Genomic DNA, 14,089 nt, shown 5'->3' with positions numbered 1-14,089 from the left:
ACACCACGGCCCACCGCAACATCGACTGGAACTCCGATGTCGTGGTGAACTCCGGGCCAGACCCCTATCTCGTCGTCAATCCTGACGGCACGATTGCCACAGCAATCAATGTCACAGTGAACGGCGTGCCGAACCCGGACCTGCACGCGCAGCTGACCGGCACGGTGACGGTCAGCGACATCGTGAACAACGACCGCGGCAGTATCTACATGACGTCTGATGGCGGCTCGATCACCGGCGGCAGCCCGGTAGGAACTCACTATTGGGGCACCTTCACCTTCCGGCAGAACTTTAACGGCGTCACCCTGATCAACGAATCAGCTCTGCCGATGATCGTGAACAACATCGATGTCATCAACCGACTGGGCGTCCCGAAGGTCACTCTGAACACGGCGCCGGGCAACAACGCGGTCTCGGCGACGTTCAGGCTCGTACAGAACGTCACGCCGACCCTCGTCGTGGTCGACAATACGAGCGCCTCGCTGCTGACCCTCAACGGCACGATCGAAAACCCGATCGGCGAAACGGACATCCTCAATGTCGGCGGATCCATCGTTTCGAGCACGGCCCGCGCCGGCATCACGGATGACGGCCGCTCCTCGCTGATCCGCACCAACATCCTGCACTTGGATGCCGCCGCCGGCAGCATCGGGTCCGCCGCCGACCGACTCAACGTCGACCTCGTGCAGTTCGCCGGCCACGTGCTGGAGATCACGGCCACGGCCGGTGTCGACGCCTACCTGGATCTGCTGACCTGGCTGCGCGACCCATCGATCGCGGACCCGGCAGTCTCCGGCAACCCGCCCTACGCGATTGCCATCGACCATCTGGTGGCCGGCAACGACCTCGACCTGCTGCTGCACGCCACGCTGTACGGCGCGGGGACCGCGGCGGTTCCGGGCGTACTGGTGGTCGTACCCTCCGAGCGCTTGAGCACTGCCTACTTCAACTTCTTCCGTCCGGACCAGAACTGCCCCGGCCAATCCGCTCGGGCCTGCGCCTTCGACGTCGGCGCGTTCGGCTCGAACCCACACCCGGTCGCGAGCACCTACGATTTCAGCCTGCTGGATGCCGGTTCGACGGGCGCGAACGGCAGCATCACCGTGGCGGCGGCAGACCCGACGCCGACCGCAACCAGGATCAACATCATCGGCCTGGTGCAGGTGCACCAGAACGGGAACGTCAACACCGATACCAACGGCTTCGTCACCCTCACCGAGAGCGACGCCGACAGCGTCGCCGTACACCTGCAGATTCAGAACACCCTGCTTCCTTCGACCGTCGGCTTCGCCAGCACCGTCGGCGCCATCGTTGCGGCCGGGCCGAACCGGGACTTGCGCGCCGGCCTCGTCCGATCCACTGACGATGATGTGACCTTGACCTCGCCGGCCTCCATCGTCGACGCACCGGTCGGCTCCACAATCCCACCGGCCACCGGTCACTCCCAGACCTCACCCACTCCCGAGGTGGTCGGCGTCAACATCACCCTGACCGCCGGCACCGAAGGAGCAGGAACCGTCGGCAGCGACAGCAACTTCCTGGAGATCGATTCTTCGATTGACCGTTTCGGTGTGCTGAACGCCCGCGCAGCCGGCGTCGTACGACTCACCGAAACCACCGGCAACCTGCACGTCGACACCGTCACCACCTGCTTCGGCACCACCTTGGCCACCTGCGCCGACGTGAGCCTGACCACCGATGCCGGTTCGATCCTGGACGGCCACAACCTCGGCGCCGGTGGCACCGCCATCAACGTCATCGGCAACACCATTGACCTGCTGGCGCTGGGCGGCAGCGTCGGCGCCTTCACCAACGCGGCCACCGGAGTCTTCACCGGCGACCTCAAGATCAACTCCGCGGCCGGCGCCGGCTACCAGAGTTCCTTCACGCTGGACTGGTTCCAGGCCTCCGCGAGCGACCGCGCGGTGACCGCGAACTATGGGATCTCCGCCCAGGCCGACCGGAGCATCTACCTCACCGAACTCGATGGACCGGCGAACGTTCTGCTCGCCAGAACCGTCGCCGGCGACGTGCGGATCACGACCACCGAGACCTCGGCCGAGGGCAACGACATCCGTCTCGGCCAGTCCGGCAGCACCCTGGTCGTCGAAAACGCCCCCCAGGACGTGCCGAACGGGGTGATCGAGTCCGGCAACGGCAACGTGCTGCTGCTGTCCGCCGATGACGTGATCACCGACCCGCACGGCCAAATCCTCGCCAGCACCACAGCGAGTGACCCGGGTACCGGTAACTCCGACCTTCTCGACCCGAACCAGCCCACCACGGCGACGGGCAACATCGACATCCACGGCGACTGGCACCCCGGCGTCACCGACGCCACGCCGAACGAAGGCACCGTCATCGTGCTGCGCGGGGAGATCACTCCCGGCGATGGCGGACTGGTTCGCGTGTTCGGCGATGCCGACGACGATCAGATCATCTTCGACCAAAGCCTGCTCGGCGGGCAAACGCGGGCCTATGGCTCCGCTGCACCGACCACCTACAAGGGCTTCGCACCGGCCGAAGACGGTGAGGACACTCTCGTCGTGTACCTGCTGCAGACCATGCCAGCCAGCTCGACACTGAGCCTCGACGGCCAAGCCGACACCGACCATTACATTGTGTGGACCCACGGCAGTGCACACGGCGACGCGCACTACGTCGTCAACGTTCTGGACAGCAGTGCACCGGCCGACGGAGTCGACACCCTCGCCATCTACGGAGCAGACAGCGCCGTGGGCGGAATCGACGCGGTCACGGGCGCGCCCTATTCCACCGATGACATCTTTTTGCTGCGGAGCGCGTCGTACCTCCCGGGCGAGAGTTCAGCCCGCCCGGATGTCTATGGCAGCGGCGCACCGGCCTACGTTGCGGTGTTGCATCCGGGGGCCGACCCGTCCGGCGCCGATCCGTTGACCGTCGCAGAGACCTCCGGCTACGCGGGCGTCTCCGAGCGAATCAACTACGACCGCGGCCTGAACGGCATGCTCACGGTGCTCGGCCTCGGTGGCAACGATCACTTCGCCGTCGACGACAACGCCGCCACCACAACCCTCGATGGCGGGACCGGCAACGACACCTTCCAGGTCGGCCAGGTATTCGGCATGCGCCGCGACGCCGCCTATAGCGGACTGAGCGCATCCGACTACTTCCCGACCATCGCCACCACGCGCGGCTACCTTTCCAAGGGCACGAGCGCACCACTGGTCGCCCAGGGTGGCAGCGGCGACGATACGTTCACCGTTTACTCCAACCACGCACCCCTGCGTCTGGAGGGCGACGCCGGCAACGACCTCTTCGTCGTGCAGGCATTCGCGCTCGCGCAAACCCACGCCGACGGCACCCTCGTCATGGGCCCGTTGTTCACCGGCCCGGTCGTCATCGACAGCACGGCCGGCACGATCGCCCGCATCGACGCCGGTGGCAGCTTCCTCGCCGACGGCTTCGCGGTTGGCCAGACCCTGGTGATCCAGGGTGCTGGGACAGGCAACGACAACGACGCCGCCCACGCGTACATCATCAGCGCCGTCTCCGCGATGGCCATCACACTCGCGACGGGCCTGACTACGACGGCACCGCTGCAGCAGAGTGGCTCGTTCACCGCATCCTTGAGCAGCGGACCGCTGACCCGCGCAGAGCTCGTCATCGCCGCGGGTGCGATCGCCGGAACCAGCATCATCACCCGGGCGACCGGGAGCTTCCTCACCGAGGGCTATCTCGCGGGCCAGGTCATCGGGCTGGTCGGAACCGGGGCCAACGACAACCTCGCCGGTTGCGTCGAGACCGCTGTTCAGCCTTGCCTGCCCTACCTGATAACCGCGGTCACCGCCTCGACGCTGACCGTTTCGAGCATCCTCGTCTCCGGTACCTTTGCCGGCGCGACGGTCAGCGGCGTGCTGCCCAGTCCGACCCTCACCTCCGGGTTCAGCACCGCGGCGCAGACCGACGTCCGCAGCGGCGGCGGCAACGATCAGGTGCAGTACAACATCAACGCCCCTGTGTCTGTCGACGGCGGATCCGGTTTCAACAAGCTCGCCGTCCTCGGCACCGAGTTCGCCGACCACATCGTGGTGACCGCCGGAGCCATCTACGGCGCCGGACTGGCGGTCACGTTCCGCGCCGTGCAGGTCGTCGAAGTGGATGCCCTGCAGGGCGACGACACGATCGACGTCCTGTCCACCGCGCTCGGCGTGGCAACCCGGGTTCTGGGCGGCCTCGGCAGCGACATCATCAACGTCGCGGGCGACGTCGTCGGCGATGTGGTCAGCCGCGATGTGAGCGGCAGCCACTCCACGATCAACCAGCTGGTCACCTCCAGCGATTCGAACTACAACAACATCGTCACCGCCGGCATCGACGTGTCGGTGGCCCGGCCGACCCAGGGCGCCGTCATCATCGCGGAGACCGGCGGCTTCACCGACGTGCGTCGCCTGAGTAACGACTCCTCGATCGGGAGCGTCGACTCGTACTCCGTCTCGCTCGCCTCCGCGCCCACCTCCGACGTGTGGATCACGGTATCGGCGACACTCAGTCCCGCGGAATCACGCCCCGGAGCCGACACCGTCTATCTCTGCACCGGATCGGCGGCGGAGTGCTCGTCAGCGGACAATTACTTCCGCACCGTCTATGTCGACGGCGTGCCGCAGTACGAAGGCCTCGGCGGCTCCGGGGTCGCCAACCGTGCGCTCGTCCTGCACTTCACCGCCGCGAACTGGAACTCACCGCAGGCCGTCTGGATCGCCGCGGCCAACGATCTGACACCGCAGGGCGACATCGTCGTGACCGTCGCTCACTCCGTGATCAGCGCCGACCGGGCCTTCGGCGGCGCGGTGGTGCGCAACGTCGAGACCATGGTTCACGACAACCTCACCCCCGGAGTCGTGATTGTGCAGCGTGACTCGTCCGGCAGCCCCGACACAGCTACCACGGTGATCGAAGGCACTGTGACCACCCAGCTCACCGATACCTTCACGGTCGCGCTGCCGGGCGCCCCCGCCGGCACCGTCAGCTACATCATCACGCCGACGGATGCGCGCGTGCTGCTCTCCAGCGCGGACACCAGATTCTCCCTCGGCGCCGTGATAAGCGGCATCCAGACCTATCGAATCGCCTTCGACGCCGCCGATTGGAACAGCCCGGTCACCGTCACCGCCCGGGCGGTCGACGACTTCCAGCGCGAGGACGCCGGCTACACGACCCTGCGGTTCACCGCGACCACAGACACCGGCGCCGGCCGGGACACCGGATACGACAGCGTCACCGCGATGCTCGACATCATGGTGCTGGACGACGAAACCCCAGGTGTCTATTCCACACAAACGGGCGGCACCACGGTGGTCAGTGTGCCGAGCGGATCCACTCCGGGGATCACTGACACTTTCACTGTCCGGCTGCTGGCGGCGCCGACCGCCACGGTCACGGTGACGCTGATCGGCGACGGTCAGACCTCGATCACCCCGCCGGCCATCACCTTCGATCAGTCCAACTGGTGGATCCCGGTCACCGTGACCGTGTCGGCCAACGGCGACTACGTGCTCCCCGCCGGTCGCGCTGACCTGTTCACCTTCCCGAAGCAGCCGCACCTGCTCTCGGCCATCCGCGGACCGCTGCAGATCGACGGCGGTACCGCCGGCGAACACCACACTCTCGGTAGCGCGGTGCTCCTGCCCGGTGAGGTGAACACGCCGCCGTTCGGAATCGGCCAACAGCCGTCGGAGGCACGGCAGGTCGACGTGCTCAACGTCTTCGACGACGGCAGCCGCGCCGACCAGACCGGCGAGCTCAGGTCGACCGCTCTCACCGGGTTCGGCATGGGCCCCGCGGTCACCTTCGACGGCACCACTTCCTGGGGCGAACCGAGCGCATTCCCCGCCGGCATCAGCTACGGCACCATCTCGGTGGACGCGAACGGCAACTTCATCACGGATGCGTCGAAGACCACCATCGAGGTGCTGAACATCATGCTCGGCCAGGGCAACGACCGCCTGATCATTCGCAGCACGATGATCCCAGGGCCGGACCAGGCTGAGGACGACAAGCTACCGGCCGGCATCCCCTCGCTGCACGGCGGCCTCACCCTGGTGCAGGGCGGCGGCAACTCGCTCCTGACGGTCACAGGCTCGTTCACCCACACTGCCGACTGGGTGACTCGCAACGACGGACAGTCGTGGACTGAGGCCGGATTCGCGATTGGCCAGCGGATCAGCCTCCCGTGGCTGACCGCACTCGGCAGCGCCACGATCACCGGGTTCTCCGGCAGCAACGGCGAAACCATGCTGCTGCGCGAGAGCGCTGTACCCGGCGCGCCGGTGGTCTCGTCGGGTACCGTCTCGGTGTTCGATGCGACGTCACCGCAAACCGGCTTTGTCCGCATCGGCGGCGACCACATCTTCGTCCTTGACGGACCCGGCGTCGGCGCCGGGTCACCCGGCCCGAGCTCGCCGCTGGTGATCTTCGGTGACACCTCCCAGGACGGCATCTGGTACAGCGGCGACCCGGCTGCGCAGTCCGGTCACGTGTTCGGGCCGAAACCGACGATCGAGCCGGTGGGCAACGCGGCAAACTACGTCTTCCCGGTAGCCCAGTCGTTCCAGTACTCCGGCAATGACTTCATCGACGCCAGCGCCCTGCACTCAGGCCTCGGCAGCGCCGACCTCCCGTCCATCGGCGTCACCGTGTACGGCGGTGCGGGCAACGACACCATCCTTGGCAGCCAGGCCGGGGACATCCTCGCTGGCGGCTCCGGGAACGACCTCATCCTCGGGGGACGCGGACGCGACCTGATCTACGGCGATTCCGGCATCACCATCGACGTCATTACCCGGGTGCTCACGGTGCCGACGGTGGACATCAGCACGCTGCCGAACGCGGACAGCCTCGTCGCCGGCCACGACGTCCTCATCGGCGAAGGTCTGGACTCGGCACCCAGCACGGCGGCAGGCAACAGCGACGACCAGGACGTCATCTTCGGCGATCACGGCGTGGTCGTGCAAGACGTGCAGGATGCGCGCAGCTGGGCGCTGGACGAGTCCACCGGCACGTTCGTGTCGACGAGCGGCGTTCGGCTCCAGCGGTTGCAGACCACCACCGAGCTGATGTGGCTACAGAGCGTTGAGCAGCAGAACGGCGCCGGCGACACCCTCGAAGGGGACCTGGGCAACGACATCCTGATCGGCGGCGGCGGAAGCGACACCGTTTGGGGCAACAGCGGCAACGACCTTGCCTTCGGAGACTTCGGCCGGGTCGCCGGCATCCAGATCGGCGCTGCTCCGACCGACCCGACCCTCGCCAACCCCGGCTACCGGATCGAGGCCATCGGGCTGCCGTTCGACGTGCCGCTGAACGACCACACCTTCAGCTGGACCTCCCTGGACACCCAGCAGAGCGCTAACTGGGGCAACGACCTGATCAATGGCAACGCCGGCGCCGACATCCTGATCGGCGGTGCCGGGTCCGATCGGATCACGGCCGGAGCCGGCGACGACGACATCATCGGCGGCAACACCGGAGCCCCCATCGAACTTGCCGGCGGCACACTGCGCGCCAACACCGGCGGAGCCGGCGGCTACAACGCCCGCGCTGACTACCGGTCCGGCTCGATAGCGTTCGGCGACGGCTATGACGGCACCGGCGGCATCGACGGACCGCACAGCACCTGCACCGGTGCGGATGACTGCCGCTACGGGGATTACCTCGACGGCGGGACCGGCAACGACGCCATCGCCGGAGACAACGCCACCATCCTGCGCACCGGCTCAACCTACAGCCCACGGTTCCGGGTGCTGACGGCCACGAGCATCCTCGACACCGCCGACGGTTCGGCCAACGTCGCCGGAACAAACTACGACGGCTCGTCACTGCCGTGCGGTTGGATCGACCCCGGCGGACTCGTCCCCACGACATGCAGCGCGTACGGATTCCAACAAGACCCACGCGGTGCGCACGTGCGGTTCATCCAGCTCTTCGATCAAAGCTTCAGCCCGGATGCGACGACCTTCGCGGACAGCGACATCGCGGGCGGGGCCGGCGATGACGTGCTCTTCGGGCAGCTCGGCAACGACTGGGTACAGGGCGACGGTTCGGTCATCGATGATGAGGGCTTCGTCACGGTCGATGTGCAGACCCGCGACACGGTCACCGACCAGCGCCGGTCGGTGGAGGATTACGCGGGCCCGGGCACTGACGGCGACGACTACCTCGAGGGCAACGGCGGCGGTGACGTGCTCTACGGCGGACTGGGTCAGGACGACCTGGTCGGCGGCAGCTCCAGCATGTTCTCTCTGGTGATCGTCGATCAGCGCCCGGACGGCGACGACACCATCTACGGCGGTGCCGGAACACGGGTCGGGCTGAACGACTTCGGTGACCTCTCCGCCCAGGGCCACGCGCACGACGCCGACGTGATCGTGGCCGATAATGGCAACATCTACCGCCTCGTGGGTGCCGACGGCAGCACCACGCTCGACGCCAACCGACAAGCCAAAGCCGTGTTGTCATTCCTGACCTTCAACTACGACCGGTACAGCACCATCGAGACGGTCATCCCGCGTGCCTACAGCTACCTCGACTACACGATCGGGACCGCGGCCTCCTCCGACATCGGCGGTGCCGATCTCGTGCACGGCGAGGCCGGCGACGACGTGATCCTCGGACAGCTCGGCGGCGACGTGCTGGCCGGCGACGGCCAGGATGACACGATCATCGGCGGAACCGGAAACGACCGGGTCTACGGCGGCACCGGCGACGACCGGGTCCTGAGCGACGACGGCTACTTCACGACCAGCCGCAACGGACTGACCGAGCCGCTCTGGGATGTCGAGACAGCCAACGCCACCGACGTTCTGGAAGCCTTGCCCGGCCCGTACACGCAAGCAACCACCTTCCAGGCCGGCGACCTGTTCAACCAGGCGCGGTTGCTCGGTTACAACAGCGTCGACCCGGCGGTGGGCGGCTACGCCGACATCGTGTACGGCGGGCTCGGCAACGACTGGATCCACGGCGAGGGCGGCGATGACGCCATCTCCGGCGCTGCCGCGCTGCCGTTCTACTACAGGGACATCGCCCAGTCGGCGATCCTCGGCACCTGGGGCATCGACCCGACCGACCCGCTGCTGTACAACCCGTCGAGCACGAAGTTCGCGGACTACAACGCTGACGACCCGTGGGCCAAGATCTACGACTGCACGAGCGGGATCAAGGACATCGGAATCGACGGCAGCTGCGCGACAGGGGAGAAGGTCGACTTCTTCCTGAACTTCACCCCGTACGTGCTCGATGCGTCCGGCACCCCGATCACCGATACGCTGGGCAACCTGGTCAAGAGCGGCGACGGATGCGACATCGTCTACGGCGACAACGGCAACGACTGGCTGGTCGGCGGCACCGACACGAACTGGTTGTTCGGCGGTTTCGGCGACGATCTGCTGCAGTCCTCCCAGAACCTGGAGACCGATGGCGAGCGGAACCGGGTGCCCGAGGACGCCACCTGGGCCGCACCCACCTTCGCCTACGGCGGAGCGGGCCGCGACGTGCTGATCGCCGACACCGGCCAGGCGCGCATGTTCGACTGGACCGGCGAGTACAACAGCTTCATCGTGCCGTTCAGCCCGTTCGGCGGACCGGTTGTGAACCGCAGCCCCAACCCGCACATCCAGGCGTTCATCACCGCGCTGTCGATGGCGGGCGGCCAGGACACCACGTTCACTCCGAACGCACCATTGGATGAGACCGCGCTCAGCACCCCGGGTGACTCCTACTGGAACGACCAGCACGGCGGACCGCGCGACCCACAACCGGGGAACGTCCCCGGCGTGCAGATCGACTACCGCGGCCTGGTCGACCTGGGCTGTCACTGCAACGTCGATCCCACCATCGCCGTCACGGGTGCGGTCAACGCCGTCGCCCCACTGGAGCCCACCGACATCGAAGATGCCCAGGTCGCGACAGGGCCCATCCTGCCGGTCGGCACCCCACTGGTGCTGACCTACCTGGTCACCGATCCGGGAACCGTGCCGCTCCAGCTGTTGTCCATCACCGATGACAACGCCACTGCCGCGGACACATCGGATGACTTCCACCCGACTTACGTCTCCGGGGACACGAACGGCGATTTGCTCGTCGGCCCTGGCGAAGTGTGGCTGTTCACCGCCGTGGGCGTCCGGGGCGCTCCGCAGGTCGTGCTGTCCGGCGGTCACCAGCACGTGGTCACCGTGATCGGCTATGACCGGGCCGGCCGACTGCAGCTCACTGACAGCGATCCCACCAACTACACCGGCACTCTTCCCACTGTGCAGATCTTCAAGGACCTCAACTCCGGTCTGGCGCTACGGCCGACGCTCGCCCAGCAGGCGGACAGCCAGGCCACTGCCCCCCACCTCGGCATCGGAAGCTCCCTCGTGTGGACCTACCGGGTCATCACCAACTCCACCTCGCCGCTGACCGTGGTGGCCGTCGTCGACGACAACGGCACGACCGACACCGCGGATGACTGGTTCCCGCTGCCGGTGCTCGTCGCCTTCCGGGGTGCCCAGTACAACCTCGGCGACACCAACTTCGACCAGCTGCTGGAGCGCGGCGAAACCTGGCTGTACACCTCGGCCGGTGTAGCGGCCGCGCCTACGGCAGCCGTGCCGGGTTGGCAGCGCAACATCGGCACCGTCACCGCCACCGACCGCGCCGGCAACGTTTCCGAAGCGACCAACCCGGCGTGGTACTTCGGCGACTCGGGGCTGGCCCTGGTCAAGGCGGTCAACGCGGCCGACCCGCAGCATCCGACGATCGCGGAAGATGCGAACGTCACCGGGCCGAGCGTTCCGACCGGCTCCAGCGTCGTGTTCAGCTATCTGGTGTCCAACTCCAGCGGCAGCCCGATGACGATCACCGACCTGGTCGACGACAACGCGACGACCGCCACCGACGACGATGTGCCGTTCTCGGCGATGTCCGCGCTGCTCGGCGCCGACCGGTTGCACAACATCGGCGACCTCAACCGCAACGGCGTCGTCGACCCCGGCGAGACCTGGGCGTTCCAGTGGGCCACCACCGCACAGCTGGGTGGCCCGCACACCAACACGGCAACGGTCAGCGTCACCACCGCGAGCGGGCAGGTCCTCACCGCCGTCGACACCGCGCAGTACACCGGTCTGGGTGCCCGAGTCACGCTACAGACCGCGGTCAACGCTGCCGATCCGCTGCATCCCACACCGACAGAGGACGCCGACGACCCCACCGGGCCGTACCTGTCCGCCGGATCGGCCGTGACCTTCACCTACCTGGTCACCAACGACGGCGCTGTGCCGCTGACCACCGTGGTCGTCACCGATGATCACGGCACCGCGACGCCGGCGGACGATTTCCTCCCTCGGCCCGTGTTGCGAGCCGACGGCAGCAACGTCGGCGACGCGAATGGCGACGGGGTGCTTGACATCGGCGAAACTTGGCTGTTCAGCTCGCTGGCAGCGGTAACTCCAGGCCTCGCCGCGGTCACCGGACTTTACCTGGACGGCTCCTCGGTCATGGCTTCTCCGGTTTCGGGCCCGGCAGTCTCGGCGACCGATCCGACCTATTACACGGGCGTGCCTGCCGGAGGCGTCCTGATCCGCAAGGCCGTGGATGCTGCCGACCCGTTGCATCCGACGACGGCCGAGGATGCGAACGATCCCGCCAACCCGTATTACGTAACCGTAGGTGGCCCAGCAGTCTTCACCTACCTGGTCAGCAGCCCCAACGGGTTGTCGATCCTCGGTAGCGCGATCGCGGTGACCGACGACAACGGCACGTCCGACCGAGGTGACGACTTCCAGCCGGACGCCGTGATGACGGTTTACCACAAGGTCTCCTACAACATCGGCGACAGCAACTACAACGAAAGCCTCGACGGCAGCGAGATCTGGCTGTACACCTCGTCCGGAATCATCCCCGGAACGGCGGCCGCGGGACTCCATGGCAACGTCGGCACGGTCCTCACGGTGGTCGGCGGGGTCACCTACGCTTCGAGCGACTCCGCCTGGTATCTCGGTGTTGTCCCAGTGATCAACGTTGCGAAGGCCACCAACGCCGCGGACCCGCTCCATCCGACCGTGCTTGAGGACGGCAACGACACCGCGCACCAGCTCATCCTGGCGATCGGAACTCCGGTTACCTGGACCTACCTGGTCACCAACCCTGGTGCCGTCGCTGTGCGGGTCACGACGGTCACTGACGATGCGGGAACGACCGATACCGCCGACGACTTCCACCCGAAGTACCTGTCGGGCGACGCCAACGGCAACAGCCTGGTTGACCCCGGTGAGATCTGGCTCTACAGCTCGGCCGGAGTCGTCAGCTACAACACGGTGGGCGGACAGTACTCCAACACCGTCGGTATCGCCGTCACCGAGCCGCGCACCGGGGCGCAGGCAGAGGCCTCCGACCTCAGCAACCACTACGCTGCCACCAGTTCGATCACGATCCGCAAGGCGGTGAACGCGCTCGACCCGTGGAACCCCACAGTGCGCGAGGACGCGAACACCTCCGGGCCGGTTCTGCTCGTCGGGACCGCCGCCACCTGGACGTACCTCGTGACCAACACCGGCACCGTGCCCCTGCACCTCATCGGCCTGACGGACGACGCGGGCACCGGTGAAATCTATGGGGGCTTCTCGGTCGATGAGCAGTGCTCCGGAACTGTGGATGTCAACGACAACGGCTTCCTCGACCCGGGGGAGACTTGGTGCTTCATCGCCGCCGGCATCGTCACCGCAGGCCCGTATCGCAACACAGCCACGGTCATCGCCAGCGTGCCGGGGCAGCCGGTGCCTCAGGTGAGCGCTTCCGACGTCGCCAACCTGACCGGCACGGCTGCGGGCATCGTCGTCCACAAGTATGTCAACGGTGTGGCGGCCGAGACTGCGGATGCTGCCGTCCGGCTTGCCGCCGGAACCACGGCGACGTTCACCTACCAGGTTGCGTCGACCACCTCGGCGCCGCTGGCCGGCATCGTCATCACCGACGACAACGGAACGCCGGACGATCTCACCGATGACATCGTGCCGACCTACCGCTCCGGAGATATCGACAGCGACGGTGTACTCGACCCCGGTGAGGTCTGGTGGTTCGATGCGCCGCACCTGGTGCCGGTCGGCGACTACAACAATGTGGTCAGGGTCAGTGGTGACCTGACGGTCAGCACCGGCACCGTGACGGTGTGGGACGACGACATCAACTACTCGTTTGGAGTGCTGGCGGACATCACCGTGGTCAAGGCCGTCAACGCCCTCGACCCGTGGCATCCGTCCACCATCGAGGATGCGAACGGCGCCTCAGTCAAAGAGTTGCTGGCGGGAACGACCGCGGTTTGGACGTACCTGGTGACCAACAGCGGCAACGCGTCGCTGGATTCCCCGAGCTTGCGGGATGACAACGGCACGCCCGATACCGCGGATGACTTCACCCCCGAGCCGGTGTTCAGCACCTGGCAGGGCGCTGCATACAACTCCGGAGATGCCAACCACAACGCCCGTTTGGACGTGGGGGAGACCTGGTTGTTCCGGGCGACCACCACCGTGCGCCTGGGTGGGTACCGCAACACCGCCACAGCTAGTGCCCTCGAGCCGGTCACCGGCCAGGTCGCGACCGGCAGCGACATCGCCGGCTACTACGGTAACGCCCGCGGTGAGGGCCTGACCCCGGGCTACTGGAAGAACCACACCACGCTCTGGCCGGCGCAGTCCGACGGCACGCCGATCTACTCGCCGGACCAACTGCTCAGCTCGGTGTTTACCGGAGTGCCAGCGGCGATGGCCGACCAGACGCTGCTCGACGCGTTGAGCGCGGGTGGTGGCGGGGTGATCGCCCTGTTCCGGGCCGCCGTCGCGGGCCTGCTCGCGACGACCAGCCAATACATTTCCTACCCGCAGAGTTCCACCTGGTTGATCGCCGCCGTGAACCAAGCCCTCAACTCCGGCGATGCGGCCCAGATCTCGAGCCTGATGAAGACGCTCGACGGCTGGAACAACTACGAGGCCGACCTGACTCCGAACGTCGTCGCAACTCCGTAGAGCCATGCCGTCTACTGTTCCATTGGCGGTGGCTCCCGCGACGTAGCATCAAG

The 14,089-nt window shown here is 66.8% G+C and carries 1 protein-coding gene (running past one end of the window); it reads left to right on the top strand.

What is annotated here, in order from left to right; translation table 11 throughout:
• Positions 1-14,036 carry the end of a carbohydrate-binding protein gene (locus ABFX56_RS02570; RefSeq protein WP_346231716.1) on the top strand. It extends 17,050 nt beyond the left edge of the window, so the window shows 14,036 of its 31,086 coding nt (coding positions 17,051-31,086); its start codon lies off the left edge, out of view; it ends in the stop codon at positions 14,034-14,036.
• The last annotated feature ends 53 nt before the right edge of the window (positions 14,037-14,089 follow it).

The sequence above is a fragment of the Parafrigoribacterium mesophilum genome (assembly GCF_039652555.1).
Taxonomy (GTDB): Bacteria; Actinomycetota; Actinomycetes; order Actinomycetales; family Microbacteriaceae; genus Parafrigoribacterium; species Parafrigoribacterium mesophilum.
The sequence above is the reverse complement of the archived record's forward strand: the minus strand, read 5'-3'. Positions and strand labels throughout refer to the sequence as shown.